Origin of the sequence: Alienimonas chondri (genome assembly GCF_013036045.1) — a bacterium.
Classification (GTDB): Bacteria; Planctomycetota; Planctomycetia; order Planctomycetales; family Planctomycetaceae; genus Alienimonas; species Alienimonas chondri.
The window spans coordinates 1-24,145 of the sequence record NZ_WTPX01000032.1 but is presented as its reverse complement, the minus strand read 5'-3'; the positions used below and the strand labels follow the sequence as shown (position 1 = coordinate 24,145).

General features: G+C 67.5%; 21 protein-coding genes. 9 read left to right on the top strand and 12 right to left on the bottom strand.

The features are described 5' to 3' along the window. The first annotated feature begins 61 nt into the window (after positions 1-61). Complete coding sequence (locus LzC2_RS07025; protein WP_171185212.1) at positions 62-1,360, top strand: PAS domain-containing sensor histidine kinase; 1,299 nt, start codon at positions 62-64, stop codon at positions 1,358-1,360. A 48-nt stretch (positions 1,361-1,408) separates the two neighbouring features. Here the strand turns inward: LzC2_RS07025 and LzC2_RS07020 are convergent, their stop codons facing one another. Continuing rightward, a complete protein-coding gene (locus LzC2_RS07020; RefSeq protein ID WP_171185210.1) occupies positions 1,409-2,500 on the bottom strand; it encodes a hypothetical protein in 1,092 nt (363 codons plus the stop codon). Next, positions 2,497-3,615 carry a pseudaminic acid synthase gene (gene pseI, locus LzC2_RS07015; protein ID WP_206678594.1) on the bottom strand — a complete coding sequence of 373 codons (1,119 nt, stop codon included), beginning with the start codon at positions 3,613-3,615 and terminating at the stop codon, positions 2,497-2,499. Before pseI ends, LzC2_RS07020 begins: the two co-directional genes overlap by 4 nt. Before the next feature lie 121 nt (positions 3,616-3,736). Here pseI and LzC2_RS07010 point away from each other — a divergent pair, with 121 nt between their 5' ends. Continuing rightward, positions 3,737-4,354, top strand: coding sequence for a formyl transferase (locus LzC2_RS07010; protein WP_171185208.1), 618 nt, complete (start codon positions 3,737-3,739; stop codon positions 4,352-4,354). Between the two features lie 149 nt (positions 4,355-4,503). Here LzC2_RS07010 and pseG read toward each other — a convergent pair whose 3' ends face one another. From pseG to LzC2_RS06965, 9 genes are all read right to left on the bottom strand, one after another. Continuing rightward, the gene (pseG, locus tag LzC2_RS07005) at positions 4,504-5,595 is read right to left on the bottom strand and encodes a UDP-2,4-diacetamido-2,4,6-trideoxy-beta-L-altropyranose hydrolase (RefSeq protein ID WP_171185206.1); all 1,092 of its coding nucleotides are present in this window, start codon (positions 5,593-5,595) and stop codon (positions 4,504-4,506) included. Further along, a complete protein-coding gene (locus LzC2_RS07000) occupies positions 5,592-6,371 on the bottom strand; it encodes a cytidylyltransferase domain-containing protein (RefSeq protein WP_171185204.1) in 780 nt (259 codons plus the stop codon). The genes pseG and LzC2_RS07000 overlap by 4 nt, the downstream gene beginning before the upstream one ends. Then, entirely contained in the window at positions 6,368-7,639 is a 1,272-nt protein-coding gene (pseC, locus tag LzC2_RS06995; protein ID WP_171185202.1) for a UDP-4-amino-4,6-dideoxy-N-acetyl-beta-L-altrosamine transaminase, read from the bottom strand. The genes LzC2_RS07000 and pseC overlap by 4 nt, the downstream gene beginning before the upstream one ends. Beyond that, positions 7,629-8,663, bottom strand: coding sequence for a UDP-N-acetylglucosamine 4,6-dehydratase (inverting) (pseB, locus tag LzC2_RS06990; protein WP_171185200.1), 1,035 nt, complete (start codon positions 8,661-8,663; stop codon positions 7,629-7,631). Before pseB ends, pseC begins: the two co-directional genes overlap by 11 nt. Further along, positions 8,663-9,967 carry an ABC transporter ATP-binding protein gene (locus LzC2_RS06985; protein WP_171185193.1) on the bottom strand — a complete coding sequence of 435 codons (1,305 nt, stop codon included), beginning with the start codon at positions 9,965-9,967 and terminating at the stop codon, positions 8,663-8,665. The genes pseB and LzC2_RS06985 overlap by 1 nt, the downstream gene beginning before the upstream one ends. Positions 9,968-10,171: 204 nt before the next feature. Beyond that, positions 10,172-12,163, bottom strand: a complete 1,992-nt coding sequence (locus tag LzC2_RS06980; protein WP_171185191.1) for a DUF1549 domain-containing protein — start codon at positions 12,161-12,163, stop codon at positions 10,172-10,174. Then, positions 12,160-12,714 carry a sigma-70 family RNA polymerase sigma factor gene (locus tag LzC2_RS06975; RefSeq protein WP_171185189.1) on the bottom strand — a complete coding sequence of 185 codons (555 nt, stop codon included), beginning with the start codon at positions 12,712-12,714 and terminating at the stop codon, positions 12,160-12,162. The genes LzC2_RS06980 and LzC2_RS06975 overlap by 4 nt, the downstream gene beginning before the upstream one ends. Positions 12,715-12,796: 82 nt before the next feature. Further along, complete coding sequence (locus LzC2_RS06970) at positions 12,797-14,062, bottom strand: DUF1501 domain-containing protein (protein ID WP_206678593.1); 1,266 nt, start codon at positions 14,060-14,062, stop codon at positions 12,797-12,799. A 119-nt stretch (positions 14,063-14,181) separates the two neighbouring features. Next, on the bottom strand, positions 14,182-15,867 hold the full coding sequence (locus LzC2_RS06965) for a DUF1549 domain-containing protein (protein WP_171185187.1): 1,686 nt from the start codon (positions 15,865-15,867) through the stop codon (positions 14,182-14,184). Positions 15,868-16,065: 198 nt separating this feature from the next. Here LzC2_RS06965 and LzC2_RS06960 point away from each other — a divergent pair, with 198 nt between their 5' ends. From LzC2_RS06960 to serS, 4 genes are all read left to right on the top strand, one after another. After that, positions 16,066-16,425, top strand: a complete 360-nt coding sequence (locus tag LzC2_RS06960; protein ID WP_171185185.1) for a 4a-hydroxytetrahydrobiopterin dehydratase — start codon at positions 16,066-16,068, stop codon at positions 16,423-16,425. 260 nt (positions 16,426-16,685) lie between these two features. Continuing rightward, complete coding sequence (locus LzC2_RS06955) at positions 16,686-17,099, top strand: FHA domain-containing protein (protein WP_174977607.1); 414 nt, start codon at positions 16,686-16,688, stop codon at positions 17,097-17,099. Positions 17,100-17,225: 126 nt separating this feature from the next. After that, positions 17,226-18,617: a dipeptidase gene (locus tag LzC2_RS06950; protein ID WP_171185183.1), complete on the top strand. Its 1,392-nt coding sequence runs from the start codon at positions 17,226-17,228 to the stop codon at positions 18,615-18,617. 94 nt (positions 18,618-18,711) lie between these two features. Beyond that, complete coding sequence (serS, locus tag LzC2_RS06945; protein ID WP_171185181.1) at positions 18,712-20,013, top strand: serine--tRNA ligase; 1,302 nt, start codon at positions 18,712-18,714, stop codon at positions 20,011-20,013. A 33-nt stretch (positions 20,014-20,046) separates the two neighbouring features. Here the strand turns inward: serS and LzC2_RS06940 are convergent, their stop codons facing one another. Beyond that, positions 20,047-20,340, bottom strand: coding sequence for an HNH endonuclease (locus tag LzC2_RS06940; protein WP_206678592.1), 294 nt, complete (start codon positions 20,338-20,340; stop codon positions 20,047-20,049). Positions 20,341-20,433: 93 nt separating this feature from the next. Between LzC2_RS06940 and LzC2_RS06935 the strand changes: the two genes are divergently transcribed. The 3 genes from LzC2_RS06935 to LzC2_RS06925 all read left to right on the top strand — a co-directional run bounded on the left by LzC2_RS06935 (position 20,434) and on the right by LzC2_RS06925 (position 24,120). Beyond that, complete coding sequence (locus LzC2_RS06935) at positions 20,434-20,973, top strand: glycine cleavage system protein H (RefSeq protein ID WP_246254831.1); 540 nt, start codon at positions 20,434-20,436, stop codon at positions 20,971-20,973. Positions 20,974-21,118: 145 nt separating this feature from the next. Beyond that, complete coding sequence (locus LzC2_RS06930) at positions 21,119-22,099, top strand: ATP-binding protein (RefSeq protein ID WP_171185178.1); 981 nt, start codon at positions 21,119-21,121, stop codon at positions 22,097-22,099. Next, entirely contained in the window at positions 22,096-24,120 is a 2,025-nt protein-coding gene (locus LzC2_RS06925; protein ID WP_315854570.1) for a prenyltransferase/squalene oxidase repeat-containing protein, read from the top strand. Before LzC2_RS06930 ends, LzC2_RS06925 begins: the two co-directional genes overlap by 4 nt. The last annotated feature ends 25 nt before the right edge of the window (positions 24,121-24,145 follow it).

Sequence of the window (24,145 nt, the reverse complement as noted above, 5' to 3'; positions counted from 1 at the left end):
GCACCTGCCTTTTCGCCCGCATTCCCAAGGGCGTCCCGACTCCGGCCGAACGCTGCCCGCGATGCCCGTGCTGCAATCCTCGACCCGCCCGTACAGCGCCGCCGAGTTTGCGGGAGAGAACGCCCTCGCGGACGAGTTAGCCCTGCGGACCGAGCAGCTGCGCACGCTGGAGAGCGAGAACTGCGACCTCCGGGAGACGTTGGAGCGGGCCCTCTCGGAATATGAGGATCTCTATGATTTGGCCCCGGTGGCGATGGTCAAACTCACCCCGCAGGGAATCGTTCGCTGCCTGAACGAAGCCGCGGAGCGGTTGTTGGGCGTCCGTCGATCGGCGATGCCCGGCCTGCCGTTTATCCACCACGTTCGGGAGCAGGATCACCCCGCTTTCCACGGCTTTCTCCGGCGCTGCCGGAACCACACGGAAGCCGTCGAGGGAGAGGTGACCTTGCACACCCGCGACGGCCGGGAGGTGCCGGTGCGGCTGATCGGTCTGGCGCTGGACGGGGGGACGTTCTCGTATCAAACCGCTCTGATCGACCTGACGGAGCAGCACGCGGCGGCAGCCCAGCTCCACCGCTTGAACGAGCAACTGGCGGCCCGGACGCGGGAGGCGGAGCAACGCTCCGACCGTCTCCGCCGCCTGCACGCGCGGGTCGTCGAGGCGGAGCAGGCGGAGCGGCGTCGACTCGCCCGGCACCTGCACGACAACCTTCAGCAGGAACTCGTCGCCGCGACCATGCAGGCGCACATCGCCCGGGAGATGACGCGGGAAGCCGGCGGGGCCGCGAACCAAGACGTCGGCGAGATCTTGGACCGGCTGACCGGGTTGATCGACGGCGCCCTTACGGCCACCCGCTCGCTGACTTCGGAGCTTTCCCCCCCGCAGATGCTCCACGAGATCGGTCTGCCGGCGTCGCTCCATTGGTTGGCCGACTTCTACGAGGAGAAGCACGACCTCACCGTCGAGATTCGCGCCGACGAAGAGCGCTGCGGTTCGCCCGCCCAGGACGTCCGGGTGCTGATGTTCGAAGCCGCCCGTGAACTGCTGCTGAACGTGGTGAAGTACGCCCGCGTGAAGACGGCCGAGATTCACCTCGACAGCCCTGGCCCCGACCGCCTCCGCCTGACCGTGCGGGACGAAGGCGAGGGGTTTGAAGCGGGCGACATGCTGGAACGCCGCAATCAGGCCACCGGCCTCGGGCTGTTCGGCCTCACCGAGCGATTCGCCGATGTCGACGGCTCCGTCGACGTGACCACCGCCCCCGGCCGCGGCACGGTCGTCAGCGTCACGGTCCCCCTCTCCGCCTTCCCCGTCGGCGACGATCGATCCTCGGTCCCCGGCGACGGTGAGCCGGACTGAGCGTCCCCGCCGCGTGCGACCTGCAGGACGGACTCTCTCAGGGGGATTTCATCCTCGGACTGGACCCAGACGCGCGGCGAAACGCTTCGCCGCGCGGGTCAGGCGACGGGGCCAACCAAAGGTCGCCGTGCAAGCCGCGTGATAGCGTCGGCGTCGCTCGGCATGCCGGACCAAGTCGCGGAACTCCTCCGGGGTGCGGAAGGAGGACTTGCCGAGATACCCGCCGACGAACGCCGCCCGTTCGGCGTCACGGCCCGCGTCGGCGTCCGGGCCGATCGGCGGTCGCTCTCCGAACAGCGCCCGGGCCACATCGTGCGTCCTGTCGGCGCTGCCCATGTCAGAGAGGCGTTCCGCGGGGGCGCTATACCGTTCCGGCACCTTCGGGGTGAAAAAAAAGCGGCATCCAGCTCCCGACGCTGCGAAGAGGTGGGTGCCGATCCCGTTCGCCGTCGCGAACCGGAAGTGCCGGCAGAGCGCATGGAGTCGAAGCAGGAACTCCGGCGAGAACATGTGACCGACGCTGACCACCGGCAGCCCCGCCGCCCGGTAGGGGGCCGCCTGCCCATGCAAGACGTCCTTCCAGTAGAGGCAAACCACCACCGGTTGCAGCGCTGCCGGCAGGCTGGCCCATCCCTCTGCGAGCCGCTCTGCCGGGAGGACAGCGCGGATGTGATGCGTCGAGTGGGAGGGGAACGCCAAAGTGCCCCCGGTGCGATCGGCGGGAGCCGGGTCCGGGCCGAGCGTCTCTCGCACCAACGCCGCGGCGTAAAGCGACCCGAATCCAATCGCCTCCACACGTTTTCGACTCTTGGGGGGCAGAAGACGCCGAACTGTGGCGGCGCGAGTCTCGGAGGCTACCCCCAACACCGCCAGGGGCGCTTCGAGATCGTTCTCCCAGGCTCCTTGGTCGAATCGAAGGCCGTGCTCCAATGCGATTGGCAGGGGGGTCTCCGGGAGGGAGGCGTAGCGTCGGAGCGTCGGTGCCTGTCCGTAAAAATCATTCGGCTGATGCAAGGCGTCGGTGATCAACGGACGATCGGCGCAAATCCGATCCAGGTTTTCTAAAAGGAAGCCGTCGAGCGTGGCATGCACGGCACCGTCCATCGGGACGATTGGGGCGGCGTCGGCGTCGACGTTCATGTCCCTTCCGTTGCATCGGCCCGTGCGCCCAGCAGGGACCAGGAGAGCGGCGTCCCCGCGGTCACGTCCGTCGCGGCGACGCGCAGCGCCGCCTCGTCGAAGGACTCCGGGGGCAGTCCGAATCCGGGTCGCACGGAGCGGACGTTCTCGGCAGTGAACCGTTCGCCTCGACGGACGTCCTTCGTCACATACAGCGATCGCCGCATTCGCCGGCTCGCCTTCGAGTCGTCCGTGACGCCGTAGCGAACCGTTCCCAGCGCCGCTTCGGCCACCCGGACGGCATCGACCATTTGCCGAAACTCCGCTGGTTCCAAGCTGAAGGCGCTGTCCGGGCCGGGGGTGTCCCGGGAAAGGGTGAAGTGTTTTTCGATCACCGTGGCCCCCAAGGCGACCGCCGCCACCGGCACCGCGGTCCCCAGCGTATGATCGCTGAGCCCTGCCGGGACCCCGAACGCCGCCGCGAGGTGCGGGATCGTGCGGAGGTTCGCCTCCGCCGGCGAAGCGGGATAGGCGCTGGTGCACTTCAACAGCGCCGCGCCCGCCGCCCCGGCTGACCGAGCCGCGTCGACGGCCGCGTCGATCTCGGACAGCGAGGCCATGCCCGTCGACATGATCAACGGCTTCCCGGTCGCCGCGGCTTTCCGAATCAGCGGCAGATCGACCAGTTCAAACGAGGCAATTTTATAAACAGGGCAGTCGATCTCCTCCAGGAAATCGACCGCCGTCGGATCGAACGGGCTGGAGAACCAATCGATTCCGACCTCCGCCGCGACTTCCGCCAGCTTCGGCTGCCAATCCCAGGGCGTATATGCTTCCTGATACAAAGAGTGCAGCTTCCGGCCCCGCCACAACGCTCCGGCGGCTAGGAACTCCGGAGCGTCCACGTCCAGCGTGATCGTGTCTGCGGTGTAGGTCTGGAGTTTGATCGCATCCGCGCCGCTCTCCTTCGCCGCATGAATAATTGCGACGGCGTCCTCGTACCGCCCCCCGTGGTTCGCGGACATCTCCGCGATGAGGTACGCCGGCCGGCCCGGACCGACCGAGCGGCCGGCGATTTCGAACTTCTCAACTGGTCTCGAGGCCGTCTCCATTTTCAGATCCGTCGACGCAGGCATGTCATGTCTGGTATGGCTTTGGTTACCCTGTGCCGAGTCGTTCCCTCGGTCGTCCAGGCGGCATTAGAGCACGTCTGGGGCTGGGAGTCGAACACGTGCACCGTCTGACCGACTACACGCAATGAATACGGCCGATCCATCTCGTGCTATTGGGGCTTCGGTACTATTCGCGGGACTCAGCGACTGTCCTTTGATTCCTTGGCTAAGGGAGGAGGGAGCACGAGTCGTTCAAACCGAGCAGCGGATTTCAAAAAGCGACGTCGTCGAAGGTCGCTTTGATTTTCTCGTGAGCTATCGCTATCGCCATATCGTTCGACGTGAAGTATTGGAGGAGTTTCCGAGTCGAGCGGTGAATCTTCACGCTTCGCTGCTGCCCTGGAATCGCGGCGCAGACTCGAACTTCTGGAGTTTCGTCGACGGGACGCCGAAGGGCGTCACCCTGCATTATATGGACGAGGGGCTGGATACGGGGGACATCATCGCGCAGAGGGAGCTGCACTTCGATTCCGAGCGTGAAACGCTCTCCAGTTCCTATGGAAAACTGCAGCGCACGCTGATGGAACTTTTTAAAGAGAACTGGCATGCCGTTCGCCGGGGGACGGCGTCGCGGAGGCGACAACCGAGCGGCGGGTCCTATCACCGCACCGTGGACCGTCGAAGGCTCGACTACTTGTTGACGCAAGGCTGGGACACTCCTGTGTCCGTACTCGAAGCGTATGGAGTCGATCGACGCAACTGACAGGAAGCTTTCGCGAACTTTAAAGCGCATTCCGGACATTGAGGCGCCATGCCGGCTGAACCGTTCCGGTTTGAACCTCGCGAAATCCGTCAATGCCTCTCGGCAGGCGAACTCCCGGGAGGCGCCGGATCGACCATTTGACCGGCGGGCTAGGGGCGGAGGGCCGCAACCAAACGGCCCGCGCCATGGCCGTCCACAACTCTTCGGCCAGCTTCGCTCATTGCTTTTCGTCGATCCGGGTCGGCGATCAGTTCGTGCAACCCAGCGGCCAAGTCGTCTACCGTCAGGCCCGGGAACCGGCCGAGGTCGACGACGAATCCGCTTCGCTCCGCCGCCGCCACGCCCTTGGCCTGATTTTCTGCGGTGCGAATCACCACCGCCGGGACGCCTAGAAATGCCAGCTCCTGCAACGTTAGCCCGCCCGCCGTCACTGCGAGATCTGCGGCCGCGATCTCGGCGGCCATATCCGCGACCGCGGTCTTTACCGTGACGGTGAGCCCCCCGGTCGATGCAGTCAACTCGGCTGCTTTCGATCGCACGAGGTCGGCATGCGGACTCATCGCTCCGATGATAAGCGTCACCGCGGGAAGCGTGGTAATTCTGGCGAGTTGCAGTAGCGCGCACAGAACCGCGCCGGCGGCGTTGTCTGGGTCGGAGCCGCCGAGAGTCACCAACAGACGCACGACAGGCCCCGACCCTGGGGGGACATGATCGAGGAACGACCGGAACTCCTTCCGTAGAACTGTGTACGTCGGGCCTAACAGGAGCGATTCGGGCGGAGCGTCTGGATAGGCCTCGGGGGTGGCGTGTAGCGTTTGGTTCAGCACGAGCCGGGCCGCCTCGTAGCCGTCGGCGGCGAAGTCGTCGATCAGCAGCAGCGGGACGGCCCGCCCCACCCGGCGTTTATAGGCGGCGTCGAAGTGATAGCCGTCGAGCGCCAGCCAGCCGGCGGCACTCGCGGCGTGGCCGGCGGAGAGGTCGGCGTCGGCCGGGGACCCCGGGGGAGCGGCGATCCGTTCCACCTCGAATCCGCGGTCGCGTACCAATGTCGCCAAGCCGTCGCCGATCTCCGCCGCGACGAACGTCGCCGTTCCGCCCGCGGATTGCCACGCCTCCGCGATCGCCAGGCATCGCATCACATGACCGGTCCCCGAACGCGCGGTGGCGTCGGCGCGGAGCGTCAGCCGGCCCAGCTGGTCTCCGGATCGGGGGACGGCGGCGGTCGGGGCGCCCTCCGTCATGCCACCTTCTTCTGCTCGATGTGCCGGTTCAGCGCCGACCATTCGGGGTGATCGGCCAGCAGGGCGAGCACGTCCCGCCAGTCGAAGTCCCTCGGCCCGGCGCCGTCCGCGGCGGCGAAATGCGTGTAGATCCGCTGGATGAGTTCAAAATCCTCAGGCGTATCGACCGTCCAGCGGTGGGCGGAGTGGTCCTCCGAACCAACGACGCAGGTGCGCGGGAACCGCTCCGGCTGTCGGCAGAGAAATTGCGTGACATGCTCCCGTTTCGCGGGATCGTCGTCTTCCTGATGGGCGATCTCCAGAGACGCCATCGAGAAGACCTCCGTATCCAGCCCCCGCGGGTAGCTGCGAGTCGGGACGATGTTCGAGGCGTACGCGACGGGCGGGTCCGCGGACAGATACGCCGCGACGACCTCGCCCGTCACGCCGGGGTCGACCAGCGGGCAGTCACTGGTAATCCGGACGACGACGTCGGCGTCGGCCGCAGCAGCGGCCCCGTGGTAGCGGGCGAGCACGTCTTGCAGCGAACCGCGTTCGCAGCGAACGCCCCGCTGATCGCACCATTGGGCGAGGGCGTCGTCGGAAGCGTCGTCGGAGGTCGCCACGATCGTTTCGTCGATAATCGGCCGGCCGGCGTGATGCGCAGCTCGGACCCGCTCAACGACCCAATGTAGCATCGGTTCGCCGGCGAGCTCCTTCAGCACCTTGCCGGGCAAACGCGTGCTGGACAGGCGCGCCTGAATGATCGCGACGACCTTGGGGCGGTCCGTGCTCATCGGCTCTCCGCGGAATCGGCGGCGGCGTCTTCATCCAAGCATTCGGACAATACGTCGATCACTCGACGCACCTCCCCGTCGCCGAGGCCGGGGAAGATCGGCAGGCTCACGCAGCCGGCGTAGTAGGCTCTCGCCCCCGGAAACGCGGAGACGTCCCCGCCGTAGAACGGCTGCATCGGCACGGGGATGTAATGCACCTGCACGAGGACGCCGCGGCGATGCAGCGCTTCGAACAGCCCCCGCCGACGGTCGGCGACGGCCTCTTCCGTTTCCCCGTCTCGCGGGATGAGGCGCACGACGAACAGGTGATAGCCGTGCCGGACCGTCTCGGTTCGCACCGTCAGCGGTTCGAGGCGACCGAGGAACGGCGCCCCCTCCAAGGCGGTGCGGTACTGCTCCGCGACCGCGTTGCGGCGGGTCAGAAACGCGTCCAATTTCCGAAGCTGCGATCGACCCAACGCGCACTGCAAATCGGTCACGCGGTAGTGATAGCCGAGGCCGGCTTGCTCATAGTACCACGGCCCCTCGTCAGGCCGGGTGAGGCGAGCCGCGTCGCGGTGGATGCCGTGCGTCCGCAGTTCGCGGACGGCTTCGGCGAGGCCTTCGTCATTCGTCACGACCGCGCCGCCCTCGCCGGTGGTGACCGGTTTGACGGGGTGAAAGCTGAAGCAGGTCGCATCCGCCAGCGCTCCCTCGCCCGCGCGGCGGAGGGTTCCGTCAGGCAGTCGATAGGCGGCGCCGAGCGAATGGGCGCCGTCCGCGATCACCGCGGCGCCGACGCGCTCCGCGACGGCTCGCACGCCGGGCAGGTCCGCGGGCTGGCCGGCGAAGTCCACGGGGACCAGCGCCTTGGGCGGCGTTCCGCTCGCGGCGAGCCGATCGACCGCCTCGGACAGCGAAGCGACGTCGATGAGGCCGGTCCGCGGATCGACGTCCGCGAAGTGAGGCGTCCCGCCGCAGTAGGCGATGCAGTTGGCGCTGGCCACGAAGGTGATCGCGGACGTCACGCCGACGTCGCCCGGCTTCACCCCCGTCGCGAGACTGGCCAGGTGCAGCGCCGCGGTGCCGCTGGCGACGGCGACGGCGTGCTTCGCCCCGCTGGCTTCGCACAACGCCGCCTCGAATCGTTCGACCTGCGGTCCCTGCGTGAGCCGATCGGCGCGCAGGCATTCCACCACCGCCGCGACGTCCGCCTCGTCCACGGACTGACGGCCGTAGGGCAGGGGGGACGACTCGGGCCGCGGGGAGGTCTGCGGATCAGGCCGCATCGACGATCTCCCGCAACTGCTCGGCGGTCAGCCAACGGTCGTTCGTCTCGCTGCTGTAGCGGAAATCATCCGCACAGGGCTTCCCGCCGGTTTCGGACTCGCCGCGGCTCTGGCGGAGAGATTCGGGAAGAATCGTGTAGTGGTCGTCGTATTCGAGGGTATTGCGGGCGTCGTCCTCGGTGATCATCACCTCATGCAGCTTCTCGCCGGGCCGCACGCCGATCACGTCCAGCTCGCAGTCCGGACCGATCGCTTTGGCGAGGTCCACGACGGTCATGCTGGGGATCTTGGGAACATAGATTTCTCCGCCGCCCATCCGTTGCAGGGCGTTCAGAACCAGGTCGACGCCTTGTTCCAGCGTGATCCAGAATCGGGTCATCCGATCGTCGGTGATCGGCAGGCGGCCGGTCTCCCGCAGTCGCTTAAAGAGCGGGATGACGCTCCCGCGACTGCCGACGACGTTACCGTAGCGAACGAGGCTGAACCGCGTGCGTTTCGGCCCGGCATAGTGGTTGCCTGCGACGAATAATTTGTCGCTGCACAGCTTGGTGGCGCCGTATAAGTTGACCGGGTTGACGGCCTTGTCCGTGGACAGGGCGATGACCCGTTTGACGCCGCGGTCGATGGCGGCGTCGATAATGTTGGCGGCGCCGTCGACGTTCGTACGGATCGCCTCGATCGGGTTATATTCCGCCGTGGGCACCTGCTTCATCGCGGCGGCGTGAACGACGATGTCGACGTCGTCGAAGGCGCGATACAGCCGTTCGCGATCGCGCACGTCGCCGATAAAGTATCGCAGGGCGGGGTGCTCCTCCGGCCGAAAGACCTGGGCCATCTCGAACTGCTTCAGTTCGTCACGGCTGAAGATGATCAGCTTCTTCGGCCGGTAGCGATCCAGCACGGTGCGAACGAACTGCTTGCCGAACGAACCCGTCCCCCCGGTGACCAGGATGTTCGCCCCGTCCCAAGAGAGTTTCTCGTCGGACGGAGCAGCGGTCGAAACGGAATTGGCTGAGTTGGGCATCAAGCTGAGATGGGGGGGGCGACGGTTGCCGGAGAGGGGGCGACCGACCAATTAACGAGCGTGCTGAGGCAACCGCCGCGACGGTCGCCCCTCCTGGTGGCCGGGTCCGTGAGCCGGACTCGGATGAGATTGCCGGGCGAATCCACGTCGAATCCGTCGGCAGCCGGACTGGCGAGGTTGAAATAGACCGAATACTCCCCCACGCCCAAGGTGCGGGGCGGGACGTTCAGGTCGACCACGTGGACGCCGGGCGCGAGTCCGTCGAGGGGATTCGGGGGACAGTCGTGGCTGTCGGAGACGAGAACCGTCCCGGCTCGATCGCTGACGAACTCCAAGTAGCCGTACATCCTTGGAACCGGTCTACGAACCAACAAAGTCAGGCGCACGGCGAGGGGGTCGTCACATTCAAACAGCCCCGCCGACTTTTCCCCCGACGGGGCGACCGCCTCCGCGGACAGCAATTGTACGTCCTTTTCTTCGTTGATCTCGAACGCTCTCTCCGCGGTGAGAACCTCCGCATCTTGTGCGATATATTCTGTGATCAGGGCGGCAGTCTCGCCGGAGGCGCGCAGCAGTCCCTGCTCCATCCATAGACTTCTGGGACAGAGCGTTCTAATGGCCGCCATGTTGTGGCTGACGAACAGCACCGTGCGACCCTCGCCCGCAACGGTTTTCATCCGGCCCAGGCACCGGCTTTGAAATTCCGCATCGCCGACGGCAAGCACTTCGTCGATGATTAATAGCTCCGGCTCCAAATGCGCGGCGACCGCGAACCCCAACCGCACTTTCATGCCGCTGCTGTAGCGTTTGACCGGCGTGTCGAGGAATCTCTCGACGCCGCTAAAATCGACGATCTCGTCCAGCTTCGCGTCAACTTCACGTTTGCTCATCCCGAGCAACGTGGCGTTCATATAAACGTTTTCACGGCCGGTCAGCTCCGGATGAAATCCGGTCCCGACCTCCAGCAAGCTGCCGACGCGGCCGTCGATCTCCACCGAGCCGGTCGTGGGCGCCGTGACGCGGCTGAGGATCTTCAGCAGGGTGCTCTTGCCCGCCCCGTTGCGGCCGATAATGCCGACCACCTCGCCGGCTCCCACCTCGAACGAAACGTCTTTCAGTGCCCAGAATGAACTCGACTGGTCGTCAGCCGCGTGGGTTCCCGTGAGCACGGACCCTTCTTCCGGGGGAAGCCCGCGCAGACGCCGTGTCCAACGGCTGGCGACGGCGGCCAGGCTCCCGGCGTGCGTCAGCCCCAAGTCGTACCGTTTCCCCAGTCCGTCGACGCGTAATACGGGGGACGGCATCGCGGAGCGGCGACGGAGGAAACAAGGCGAGCCAGTAGACTTACCGGCTGGAGCGGTTGCGCCGATTGGGGCAGTGGGGGCGAACTGTACCCCATCCCTCCAATCGGTGAAACATCGACTCACGCCGCTCCGGCGTCGCCTTCTCGCGGGGCGTGCCGCTGGACTCCGAGGCCCGTCGATCGCGCCGTCGGCGGCCGTGGCCGATCAGGGGACGGTGGCGAACTCGCCGCTATTCAGCAAGGCCCAACGCAGATCCTGCAGACCGCTCTCAGTCCGCACCAGCGGGGCCAGTCGGCGGCGCTCCCAGGCGGTCGGGGGGCGGGAAAGCGCCGCGAGAAACACGTCGTCCAGATCCTCCGGCTCGGCCCAGCGGGACGATCCGCTGGAAGCCACGGCGAGGGCGTCCTCCATCGCCTCTCCGTTCATCAACGCCAACGCCCGGGGGATATCGGTGACGGGGGCGAGATCCTCGGAGTTCTCGTCGTTCGCCTGCCGGCGGACGAAGCCGGCGACCCACTCATCCCGGGCCGCCGGGTCGATCGGGCGGCCGGAGACCGCGGCGAGCGAATCGAAGGTCTGCTCCACCGTCAACGGCTTCGGATAGCACCGCGTGAACAACGGGATCTTCCCGGCGATCGGCGTGTCGAAGGCGTTTCCATCGGTCGCCGCCCCGCTGAGCCGGTACAGCCGGGTCGCGGCGAGGGTCGCGTACAGATCCCGCACGTCGTAGCCGGTGGCGACGAAGCGATCGGTCAACGCGTCGAGCACCGCGGGGTGCGACGCCGGATTGTGGGGGCCAAGGTCGTCCACCGGATTCACCAACCCCGCGCCGAACAGGTGCGCCCACGCCCGGTTCACGAAGGACTTCGCGGGGAGCCGCCGGTCGTCGGACAGCAGCAACTCGGCGAGCTTCTCGCGGCGTCCGTCCGCCGCTTCGATCGTTTCGCCCGCGAACTTCGGGAAGGTCGCTTTCATCACCCCGCGACGATCTTCGAAGAACGTCGGCCCGCCCTCGGCGCTCGCTTCCAAGGCGGCCACCCGGCCGCCCTCGGAGGCGGGACGCCGCACGACGTCCGTGCCCTTGAAGAAGGCGTTCAACTCCCAGAACCGCTCCTGCGACCACTCCGTCCCGCCGTTTTGCGGGTGGTCGTGGCACTGCATGCACTGCACCTGAGTGCCGAGCAGCACCCGCGACGTGACCGCCGTCGCCGGAACCGCCTGATTGTTCACATGGGCGACGAGGAAATTCGCCGCGGGCGCCTGCTTCACGTCGCCCGTCGCGGCGATCAGATCCGCGGCGACGAAGTCCCAGCCGACGTTCCGGGCGAACTGATCGGTCAGATGATCCCGCAGCCCGGATCGGTCCACGCCCTCACGCGGGGCGCGGCCGACGAGAGCCGTCGTCCAGCGTTCGGCGAGATGAGACGCGAACGCGTCCCCGCTCAGCAAACGATCCAGTTCCCGCTCGCGGCGATCGGGACGCTCGTCCGCGAGAAATCGATCGACGTCCGACGGCGTCGGTGCGTGGCCGGCGAAATCGAGCCACGCCCGCCGCAGCCACTCGCCCGGCTCCGCTTCGGGGGACGGTTCGACTTCCGCTTCGGACCAGCCCCGGGCGAGCGCGGCGTCGATCTGCGCGACCAATTCGCCGCGAGGAACGACCGCGGCGATCGTCCGGTCGTCCGCTTGGCCGTCGGCCGGCGTCGAAGGCGCCGGGGGGACGGCGGCGACCTCCGGGAAGAACTCCCGTGTCGGCCGTGACGGCGGGGTGACCGGCGTCGCCGGTTCGACCGGGGAGGGACGAGGTTCGACTCCATCGACGGTCGGACCCTGGCCCGTGGCCGCCAAGTCCGCCGGTTCGGGGACGCCGCCCGGGCGGAGGACGAACGTCAGGCCGCATAGCAACGCCAGCGAGGCCGCCAGGGCAAGCGGCAACCGCCAACGGTTCGCGTTCGGCGCCGCCGGCTCTTTCGCCAGCGTCAACGCGGGAAGCGCCGACGAGGAGAGCGTCCCCGCGTCATACGCCAATGCCCCGTGGACTGCCGTCAGATCCAGATACGCCCGCATCGCGGCGGGGTCGCCCAGCACCCGACGCTCGAGCGTCGCCAAACCGGCCGCGTCGAGGCGGTCCTCCTGCAACGCATGCAGGGCGTCGGCAAGATCCGACGGGATGGCGGCGGGCGGGGGAGCGTTCACGTTGCGATCCCCGTCGTCGGGGCGCCGAGTTGAGTCAGTTCGCGGCGGACGCATTCCGCCAGAGTCTTTTTAATCCGGCCCAGTGATTGGTAAACCGCGTTGACCGGTCGCCCGAGCATCTCCGCGACCTCCTTGCCCTGAACCTCGCTGCCGTCGGAGCCGGGGGTGTAGCGGCGGGTCAGCAGATCGCGGTCTTTCCGCGGCAGTTTCTCGACGCAGCGTTCGAGCACGCGACGACGTTCTTCCCACAGACCGGGGTCCGCCTCCGCTTCGCGGGCGACCGCGGCGACGAATTCATCGGAGAACCGCAGCCGATCGCGACCGCGCTTCTCTCGCCACTTCAAGACTTCGTAGGTCGCCACGGTGGCGCTCCACGCATTGAAGTTCGTCCCCGGCTCGAACGTGTCCGCCTTCCGCCAGATCGCGAGGTTCGCGTTCTGGAGGATCTCCTCCGCGTCCGCCGGGCGGCCCACCTGGCTCAGAATGGTCAGGAACAGCCGCCGCTGGGACGCGGTGAAGTCGCGGAGGAATTGCTCGTCGGGTTCGGGCATGGATCAACTCGCAGCGTCGCCGATGAACGTCGCGGAAACGCGCCGCCTATCGGCGACGGCGAAACGGGGCGAGTCGAGGGGGTTACCCGATCAGTTCGGCGATGGGGCGGCCGCCGTTGGCGAGCTTCATCGGCCGGCCGGTCTTCGAAGTGTGGACCGTGTTCAGTGGAATGCCGATCGCCTGGGCGACGGTCGCCCAGAGGTCGCCCGGCAGGAAGCTCGGGCCTTCGACCCGCATGCCGTCGGAGCTGGTTTTGCCGACCGCGATGCCGCCGGTCAGGCCGCCGCCGCCGATCAGCACCGACCAGCTGCGCGCCCAGTGGTCGCGACCGACGTTCTGGTTGATCCGCGGGGTCCGGCCGAACTCGCCCATGCAGACGACGACCGTGTCCTGCAGCATGCCGCGCTGCTTGAGGTCCGCGGTGACCGCCGACAGGCCGGCGTCCAGCGTGGGCAGCTTGTCGTTGGCGAGGGAGTTGAACACGTCGTTGTGCAGGTCCCAGCCGCCGTAGCCGACTTCGACGAACGGGACGCCCCGCTCGACCAGACGACGGGCCATCAGCAGGCTCCGGCCGAGCTGCGCGGTGCCGTAGGCGTCGCGGGTGGCCTGATCTTCCTGCTCGACCTTGAAGGCGTCCATCTGCGAGGAGGTCATCAGGCTGACGGCCTTGTCGTAGACGTCGGCGTGCGCCTTGGGGGCGTCGCCGCGACCGCTCTTGATGAAGTTCTGCTCGAGGACGCCCAGCATCTCCAGCCGGTTCTGGAGGCGCTGCGGGTTGGTCCAGCGATCCAGGGAGGCGTTCTTGATGCGGCCGTTGGAGCTGACCTCGAAGGGGGCGTGCGCCATGCCGAGGTAGCCGCTCTGCCCGCCGCCGCCGCCGATGGAGATGAACGCGGGGATCTCCAGTTCCGGCCGCTGCGTGCCCAGTTCGTAGGAGACGACCGAGCCGAAGTCCGGGTGGGTCGCGGTGACTTCCGGGCGGTAGCCGGTCTTCATGAAGTACCGACCCCGCATGTGGTCGGCCTCGATGCTGCTCATGGCGCGGACGACGGACAATTCGTCCATCATCATCGCGGTTTTGGGCAGATGCTCCGAGATCTGCAAGTCGCCCTTGGTGTCGATGGGCTTGAACTCGCCGCCGGTGTTCGTGCCGGGCTTGAGGTCCCACATGTCGATCGTGGGGGCGCCGCCGCCCAGCCAGACCAGGATCACCGCCTTGCCGCGACGCCGGACTTCCTGGGCGTTCGCTTCGAGGTGGGAGAGGAACTGCAACGCGGGGAGCGTCGCGGCGCCGGCGGCCATGTGCCGCATGAAGTGGCGGCGGGACGTCTGGTCGGTGGCGAACATGAGACGGAAAGGCGAAAGGGGTGAGGCGTAAGGCGTAAGAGTGAGCGGCGTAAGCGACAGGCGATCGGGCGGATGGGAGACGGCGCTTACGCCTTACGCCTCCCTCCTTGCCCCTTCCACTACTTCACGAAGACGAATTCATTGCTGTTCAACAGCGCCCAGAACAGATCCTGGTAGCCGTAGATCGGTTTCTCGCTGGCGCGGATGAGCGCCGCGGCGGCGGACTTCTCCTTGCCGCTGGGCTTGCGGCCCAGCGAGGCGAGGAACAGTCGGGTGACGGCTTCCTCCGGATTGGTCGTCGAACCCAGCACGCGGTTGAGGTAGCTGCCGGCGTCGGCGGAGATCGCTTTGGAGGTCAGTTCGCCGTTCATCATCATCAAGGCCTGCGGGATCGAGCCGTTGAAGGTGGTCGACTCCGTCAGGTCGTCGGTGCCGAACTCCGTGATGAACTGGCCGAGCCAGACCCGCTTCTGAGCCTCGATCGATTCCCAGTCGGAGTTGCCGGCTTTCTGGGCTTCGGTGGCGATCAGCAGGGAGTCGTACAGTTGTTCGGCGGTCATCCGCTTCACGGCCATGTGGCTGAACAGCGGCACCTCGCCGGCGGCGGGGTCGTCCACTTCGTTCTCCCGCGTCTCTTTGCTGGTCAACTGGTAGGCCTGCGAACGGGTGATCCAGGTGATCAACCGGCGGACGTCGTAGCCGTGGGTGATGAACTGTTCGGTGACGTAGTCCAGCAGTTCCGGGTGGCTGGGGGCGTTGTGCGGACCCATGTCGTCCACGGGCCGGGTGAAGCCGTAGCCGTGGAAGTGGCCCCAGGTGCGATTCACGAAGGCCCGGGCGACCTGATCGGTCACGGCCTCGGCCGATTCGCTGGCCATCGGGAAGCCTTCGTCGTCCGGCTCCAGCCCGGTGAGGGCGGTCGCGAACGCGGTCCGGCGGTCGGTGTCCATCCCCTCGCCGAACACTTCGCCGAAGGCGGCGGGGAAGGCGACCTGCATCAGACCGGAGCGCTTCTCGAAGAACACCGGGCCGTCGAGCGGGCGGCGGACCAACTCTGCGTAGACGAAGTCCTGCTGGCCGGTCTGCTCGTTGAACTCTTCATGATCGATCCGGCGGGCACTCTTCAGGATGCTGTTGAACTGCCAGAACTGATCCTGTTTCCAGTCGTTGAACGGGTGGTTGTGGCACTGGGTGCACTGCACCTGCATGCCCAACAGCAGGCGGGTCGCCTTGGCGGTCGCCTGCACGCCTTCGTCGTTGTCGACCATCTGGGCGAGCAGGAAGTTCGTGGCGCCGTTCTCCTCGAAGTGCCCCTCGGCGGTGATCAGTTCAAAGACGACCTCGCTCCAGGGAACGTTGCGGGCGAAGGCATTCCGAAAGAACCGCCGCATCCCCAGACGGCTGGTGTTCTCGACCTGCCCCTGGCCGATGGCGAGGTTCGTCCAGACGGTGCTGAAGTGGCGAACGTAGTCCGGCGAGTTCAGCAACGCTTCGATAAGCTCCGCCCGCTTCGATTCGGATTGGTTGCGGTCGAACTCCAGCACGGCCTCGGCGTCGGGGATGTGACCGCCGAGATCCAGCCAGACGCGGCGGAGCCATTCCGAATCGCTGGCGACGGGGGACGGCTCGACGCCGTTCTCCTCCCAGCCGCGGGCGATGAGGCGGTCGATCTCCGCGATGATCGCCGCATCTCCGCCGGTGCGAACGCCCTCGCCGCCGGTCTCCGCGGCGGAGGCCGCCGTCGAAACCGACAACAGCGGAGCGAGCGCGAACGTGAGCGCTGCGGCGAGCGGTCGAAGCGTCATGAGCGGGGCGGTTGGAAGCGGCGAACGATGAAAGCGACGAGAGTTTTGTCCCGGAAGACGCTGAAGAACGCTTCCTGGAACGACAGACTTACCCGGTGCGATCACGGTAGGTTCGTCGGAAACCGGGCCAATTCGCAGAATTCGCCCCGCAAACTCCCCGTCCCCCGGGTTTTCCCCATGTCCGACACTTCGTCTCCGATGCAGTCCCCTACGGTCGAATCGCTTCGTGGAGGCCGCTGCGTGCCGTGCGAGGGCGGCGTGCCGACGTTGTCCGAGCAGGCCGTCGCGGAACGAATCGAGCTGCTGGACGAGTGGGACACGACCGACGACGGCGCCGCGATCTGCCGGCAGTGGAACGTCGGGACGTTCGCCAAGGGACTTGCCTTCTTCAATCAGGTCGGGGACCTCGCGGAGGCGGAAGGACATCACCCGGACCTGCACCTGACCGGGTACCGCCACGCAACGGTCGTGCTGACGACCCACGCCGCGGGCGGGCTGACCGACAACGATTTCATCCTCGCCGCGAAGATCGACGCCTTGGACGAGGCGGGTTCCTGAGCCTCGATCAGCTCGCGGCGGATCTGCCGGCTCTGTGCATCGCTTGCGGCTTTGCGGCGCACGGGAGAGCCGGAGCGCCCGCGAAACCGCAAGCGACCGTCAAACCGGCAGACGTTCTTGCGAACATTCAGGCTTTAGGCATTGAGGAATGCGGACCGATCGTCGTCGGGCGTGCTAGAATCTCCCGTCCTCCGTCCGGCCCGCGTTCGCCCGTGCGTCTCGTCTTCAATCCGCTGCCGCCCGCCGACGGGGGCCGTCCCGTGAATCGCTCCGTGCCGCTCGATCGGCCGGTGCTGTTCTTCGGCCGTCACCCGGACTGCGACGTGTCGCCCAAGGGGAGCGCCAAGGTCAGCCGTCGTCACTGCTGCGTCGCGGAGGCCAGCGGCCGCGTGCGGGTGCGGGATCTGGGCAGTCTGAACGGCACCTGGGTGAACGATCGCAAGGTGACCCGCGAGGCGCCGCTTTCCCCCGGCGACGTGCTGCGGGTCGGCGACGTGGGGTACAAGCTCGAACGGGTGACGGTCTTTCAGGATCCCTCGCAGAGCGGCGTGATCTCCATCGCCCCGCCCGGTCCGCCGGTTGCCGACCCGGCGCCCACCAACGGCGATCACGACGACGTGACGACCGTGAGGGACATCGGTACGGATAGTTCGTCGGACGTGGTGCCGATTTGAAGCGAGGCGAGGCGAGCGGCGGGCGTCAGCCCGCTGTGTTTCCCCTGGTCGTCGCACGCCCCGTCGTTGCATGCGTTGGGGCAATCGGGAAGCTCAGGGGGCTGACGCCCCCCGCTCGCCTGTGCCATGCCTGACTTCGCCCCCGTCGCCGCCCGCCTCGCCGAGTCCGCGGAGGCGAACCGGGAGGCGTTGTTCGAGCTGCTCCACATCCCCAGCGTGAGCGCGAACCCGGACCACCGCGGCGATTGCCGGGCCGCCGCCGAGTGGGTCCGCGACTTCCTCGCCAACGCCGGCTGTACCGCGGAGCTGATCGACACCGGCTCCGCCGAGGAACCCGGCCACCCGATCATTTTCGCGAAATCCCCGCGAATCGACGGCGCCCCGACGCTGCTGGTCTACGGGCACTACGACGTGCAGCCGCCGGATCCGCTGGACCTGTGGACGACGCCGCCCTTCGAACCGACGGTGCGGGACGGCAAGGTCTACGCCCGCGGAGCGACGGACGACAAAGGACAGATGCTGACCCACCCGCTGGCCGTCGCCGCGTGGCACGCGACCCACGGCGGGCCGCCGGTGAACGTGACGTTCGTCATCGAGGGCGAGGAAGAGGTCGGCAGCGACCACCTCGACGCCTTCCTCGAATCGCATCGCGAGGAGTTGGCCTGCGACGCCGCGGTGATCTCCGACACCAGCCAGTTCGCCGAGGGCGTCCCGGCGATCTGCTACGGCCTGCGGGGCATCACGGCGTGCGAGGTGACGGTCACCGGCCCGAAGGCCGACCTGCACAGCGGCCTGTTCGGCGGCAGCGTGCGCAATCCGGCGAACGCTTTAGCGACGATCCTCGCCTCGCTGCATGACGCGGAGGGCCGCGTCGCGGTCGACGGGTTCTACGACGACGTGCGGGATCTCACGCCCGAGGAGCGTGCCGCGTGGGCGGCGCTGCCGTTCGACGAGCAGGGCTTCCTGGCCGCGACCGGCTCCCCGGCGCTGACGGGGGAGGCGGGCTGGACGACGCTCGAACGCCGCTGGGCCCGCCCGACCTGCGACGTGAACGGCATCACCGCCGGCTATCAGGGCCCGGGGCCGAAGACGATCGTGCCGTCGAAGGCCTCCGCGAAGCTGACGTTCCGTCTCGTGCCCGATCAGGATCCGGACGTGATTCTCGCCGCGGTTCGGCAGCACATCGAACGGCATTGCCCGGCGGGCGTGACGGTCGCGGTGAAGCCCTATCACGGCACGCCGGGGGTGATGTTCGAACCGAACACCCCGCCGTTCGAAGCGGCGAAGCGGGCGATCGAAGCGGCGTTCGGCACCCCCCCGGTGATGATCCGCGGCGGCGGGTCGATCCCGGTCGTGCGGAGCTTGGGGAACACCTTGAATTGCCCGGTGCTGCTGCTCGGTTGGGGACTGAGCAGCGACGGCCTGCACAGCCCGGACGAGCATTTCTCGCTGGATGCCTTCCAACGCGGCGCCCTCGCCAGCGCCCGGCTGATGTGGGAACTGGCGCAAGAGGCGTGACTCGCCCCGCTTCGCCGTCGCCGGTAGGCGGCGCGCGTTGCGCTGGGATCGCGCCGCCTACCGGCGACGGCGAAGCGGGGGTAGATTCTCCCGCATGCTGGACCTCAATCTGATCGCCGAGAACGCGGACGCCGTCGTCGCCAACAACCGGCGCCGCGGCGTGGACGTCGACCTGCCGCGTCTCCTGCTTCTGCGAGACAAACGGTCCGAGCTGATCCAGCGGACCGAAACGCTCAAGCACGAGCAGAAAGAGACCGGCGCCGGCATCCCCAAGGCGTCGCCGGAGGAACGGCAGACCCTCATCGCCCGCACGGGCGAACTAAAGAAAGAGGTCGCCGCCGCCGCGGAGGAGCTAACCGCGGTCGAGGAAGAACTGCGGGAGATTCAGGCTCTCATTCCCAACCTCACGCACCCCGACGCCCCCGACGGCGGCGAGCACGACGGCCGTATGCTGCGGGAGGAGGGCGAGAAGCCGAACTTCGAGTTTGAGCCGCTCGACCATGTGGAACTGTGCGAGAAGCACGGCTTGGTCGACTTCGCCAGCGCCGCCAAAACGACCGGCGCCGGGTTCTACTTCCTCGCCCGGGAAGCGGTCCTGCTGGAGCTGGCGCTGGTCCGCTATGCGATCGAGAAAGCGACCGCCGCCGGCTTCATCCCGCACACCACGCCGGACTTGGCCCGCGAGGAGGTGCTGCGCGGCACCGGCTTCAACCCGCGGGGCGAGGAAACGCAGATCTACAGCGTCGAGGGCACGGATCTGTCGCTGATCGCCACCGCGGAGATCACCCTCGGCGGCATGCGGGCCGGCACGACGTTCGAGCCGAACGAACTGCCGCTGAAGCTCGCCGGCGTCTCGCACTGCTATCGCACCGAGGCGGGCGCCTACGGCAAGGCGACCCGCGGGCTGTACCGCGTGCATCAGTTCACGAAGGTCGAACTGTTCGCCTTCACCGCCGCCGATCTCGGCGCCAGCGGCCGCATGCACGGCGAGATCCTGGCGTTGGAAGAGGAGATCTTCACCGGCCTCGGCATCCCCTATCGGGTGCTGGACATCGCCGCCGGCGACCTCGGCGGCCCGGCGTACCGCAAGTTCGACCTCGAAGCCTGGATGCCCGGCCGAGACAACGGATCAGGACAGAAGGGATCATGGGGCGAGGTGACGAGCTGCTCCGACTGCACCGACTACCAAGCCCGCCGCCTCGACGTGCGGGTCAAACGGACCGACGAGGAGGGCAAACCGGCGAAGGGCACCGACCTCGTGCACACCCTCAACGGCACCGCGATCGCCGTCAGCCGGGCCTTGATCGCCCTCCTGGAAAACAACCAGCGCGAAGACGGATCGATCGGCATCCCCGAGGTGTTGCAGCCCTACTGCGGCTTCGATTCGATCGGGTAATCCCTAACGCCGAGGCTCCGCGGGGCCTCGGCGTTACCGCACCCGGATCTTCTTGCCCGGTTTGCGTTTGCGAATCCAGCGGATCCAGCCCTGGAGTTCCTCCGCGTCGCTCAACGCCTCGATCGTGGGGTAGTCGCGTTCCAGTTCCTTCTCCGTGAAGGTGGCGTGCACGGTGTTGTGACACGGCTTGCAGAGCAGCACGGTCTCTCTCCCCCCGCGGGACTTTGGGACGAGGTGGTGTTTCGTGAGCTTGGGCCGGGCGTACTCGTGCCGGCACAGCTCGCAGCGGGGCGGGGAGCGGTCCTGCTGAATGAACCAATCCGGCATTCGGTTCCGAGACTTCCGAGCCATGCGGGCGGTTGCGGCGTGCGGGGGGCGGGTCTTTACTGATCCGTCCCGCCCCCGTTCGGTTCACGCCGTTTGTCCGCCGACGCCGCTCCGCTTGCTGAGAACGCGTCCCCAGAGGACCCGTCTGTCGGGGAGGAACTGCCCACCTTCCGCATGGGCGAGTTCCTCGCCAAGTTCCCGACCGACCGCGCCTACTGCCGCAATCATCTGTGGCTGCTGACGACCGATCGGCAGGAGGGCGGCGAACCGATCTACCGCGTCGGCTTCACGGCCTATTCACGCCGATTGCTGCAGGACGTGTACTTCCTCGATTGGAACGTCGACGAAGGGCAAACCGTCGACGCCGGGGCGTCGATCGGGGAGATCGAAAGCGCCAAGGCGCTCTCCTCGATGCACCCCCCGGCGGCCGGCACGATCGTCACGTTGAACCCGGCGCCGCTGGCGGACCCTTCGGTCATCAACGCGGCCGGGTATGATGCGGAGGACGGCGGCGGCTGGCTCTACGAGTTCGCCACCGCCGCCCCGCTGCTGGACGCCGCCGCATACGTCGACCACCTCGGCGGCGTCTGGGAGACGACCCAGCGGATCATCAAGGGTCAGGCGAACACGTGAGGGGGAAGCTCCAAGACCAAGAGATCAACAACCAAAACGCTCCGCTGATCGCAACGACCTCGATCTTTGGTTCTTGATCTCTTGGTCTTGGAATTTGCCCGAACCTATCGCCGCCCCAATCCCCCCACACCCTCCGCGAGCCTCCATGGCCGGCAAACTCACCGTCGTGCTGTCGCAGTCGCAGGGAAAGAACCCGGCGAAGCAGGCGTTGGAGGAGGCCCTCGCCGCCGAACTGCTGATGGACCCGGAGATTGATCTCTCTCTGGTCCCGCATCTCGTGGACATGGCCGCCGATCATCCCGGCCTGCTGTACCTCCGCGGCGTGCCCGGCGATGCGATCGTGCTGAGCTGGCTGTTCCCGCGGGCAGCATTCTGGACGCTCGATCGGCAGGACGTCCGCGGCCGGTTCGGTGTCTCGCTGCTGCACGGCTTTGAAGAGGAGGAAGCCACGCCGGGTTCTCGCCCTGACGCCCCCGGCCGCTCGCTGTACTGCCTCGATCTGCGGGACAGCGACGACCCGCAGGAGTACCTGACGGAGATCCGGCGGATCGCCAAGGAACGCAGCGTGCCGACGGTGGGGTTGAGCCTGGGACCGGCGAGCGGGGGACGTCAGCCCCCTGAGCGTTCGAGTTCGATCGCCACATCAGAGCCTCAGGGGGCGGACGCCCCCCGCTCGCCGACGACGTTTGAGGAACCCACGACCCGCCGGTGGTATCCGGTCATCGACTACGACCGCTGCACGAACTGCATGGAGTGCGTCGACTTCTGCCTGTTCGGCGTCTACGGCGTCGATGGGGACGGGGACGTACTGGTCGAACAGCAGGACAGCTGCAAGAAGGGCTGTCCCGCGTGCAGTCGGGTCTGCCCGGCAAACGCGATCGTGTTCCCCGGCCACAAAACGCCCGCGATCGCCGGGGCGGACGGCGAGGGCGCCGGCGACTTTAAGATCGACCTCTCTAAACTGTTCGGCGCCGCGGATGCCGACCCGCTCAAGCAGGCCGCCGCCGAGCGGGACGTGCATCTGCTGCGGGACGGCCGCGACTCGGTCGGCATGCAGGGCCTCGAGAACCGCGTGAAGGACGACCTCGACGCGATGCTCGACGGTTTGGACGCGCTGGCCCTGTGAGCGGGGCGACGGACAGCATCGACCCGCAACGCCTCGACGCCGCGACGGACGCGACGGTCGCCCACCTGCTGAGCGAACGCGTCGACGCGGGGCATTGGGAGGGCGAACTCTCCACCAGCGCTCTGTCGACCGCCGTCGCGGCGATGGCCCTGCATCAGTATTCGCTCGCCCGTGAGCCCGAAGCGCAAGCGAGGGGCGCGACCTCCGACAGCATGGCGGACGCGGAACCAAGGGCGACGTCGATCCCCTCGCTTGCGCTTCGGGCTCACATTGATTCCGCCTGCGTCTGGTTGCTCGCCCATCGCAACGCCGACGGCGGGTGGGGGGACACGGTCGAATCGAAGACGAACGTCTCCACGACGGCCCTCGCGATGGCGACGCTGTCGGTCTGGAACGTTCCCACGGAGAACCGGGCGAAGCGGGACGAAGTCGTCGCCGACGCCCGGCGCTGGTTCGACGCCGCTGGCGGGTTCGACGCGGTGGTCAAGCGGTACGGCAAGGACAAGACCTTCAGCGTACCGATCCTGACCCACAGCGCCCTCGCCGGGCTGGTGCCGTGGAGCAAGGTGACGGCGCTGCCCTTCGAACTGGCGGCGCTCTCCCCGCGGTTCTACGCCTCGATCCGCCTGCCGGTCGTCAGCTACGCCCTCCCGGCCCTGATCGCGATCGGCCAGCTTCGCCATGTGAAGAAGCCCAGCCGCAATCCGCTCCTGCGGGGACTGCGATCGCTTGCGGTTGCGCGGGTGATGAACCGGCTCGAATCGATCCAACCGTCCAACGGCGGATTCCTCGAAGCGGCCCCGCTGACCGGCTTCGTGCTGATGAGTCTCTCCGCCGCCGGCCGGGCCGATCACCCGGTGGCGAAAAAGTGCGTCGAATTCCTCACCGGCAACGTCCGCGAGGACGGCAGTTGGCCGATCGATACGAACCTCGCCACCTGGGTGACGACGCTCGCCGTGAACGCCCTCGGCGACGACCTGCCGGAGGAGGCCCGCCCGCCGATCCGCGATTGGCTGCTCGGTCAGCAGTACCGCGAAGTGCACCCCTACACGCGAGCCGCCCCCGGCGGCTGGGCGTGGACCGACCTCCCCGGCGGCGTGCCCGACGCGGACGACACGCCGGGGGCGGTGCTGGCGTTGCACTCGCTCTCGGCGTCCCCCGCTTCGCCGTCGCCGTCAGGCGGCGCGAGTCGCTCTGGAAGCGCGCCGCCTGACGGCGACGGCGAAGCGGAGGCGCTCAGAGAGGGAATCGGTTGGTTGCTCAACCTTCAGAACCGCGACGGCGGCGTGCCGACATTCTGCCGCGGGTGGGGCACGCTGCCGTTCGACCGCAGCGCACCGGACCTCACGGCTCACGCGTTGCGTGCTGTCGTTGGCACACCCTATGAAGCGGTTGCCGCCGCGTATGGCCAGTTCCGCCCTGAGAATCGGTGGCATAACTGCGGAATCGGCTGGCACAGGGGGCAATCACGATTTCGTGATGTCGGCTTCGCCTACCTCCGCAAACAGCAACGCCCTGACGGCTCCTGGCTCCCTCTCTGGTTCGGCAATCAGCACGCCCCGGACGACATCAACCCCGTCTACGGCACCGCTCGGGTGCTGGCGGCGTTCGCGGACGTGGATCGGGAACTCGCCGCCGACGGGGTGCACTGCGGGAAGGGCATCGACTTTCTGCTGTCGGTCCAAAACGCCGACGGCGGGTGGGGCGGGGCGAAGGATTGCCCGTCGACCGTCGAGGAAACGGCGCTCGCAGCGGAGATTCTGCTCCGCCTCGTCCCGGAACGACCGGAACCTTGGGCGGGGGTGCGGTGGTTACTAGAGAAGGTGGAGTCGGGCGAATGGACGTCGCCCAGCCCGATCGGCTTCTATTTCGCCAAGCTGTGGTATCACGAACGACTGTACCCCGTGATCTTCACGGTGCAGGCGTTGCGAACCGCTCGTTCGGCGCGGGGGAGGGCGGCCGCCTTGTCAGAGCGGGGGCGGCGGCGTCACGATGGCGTTTCCGCGGCGGCCGCTGTGTAAACTCCCCGCACACCCGCCCCGGTTC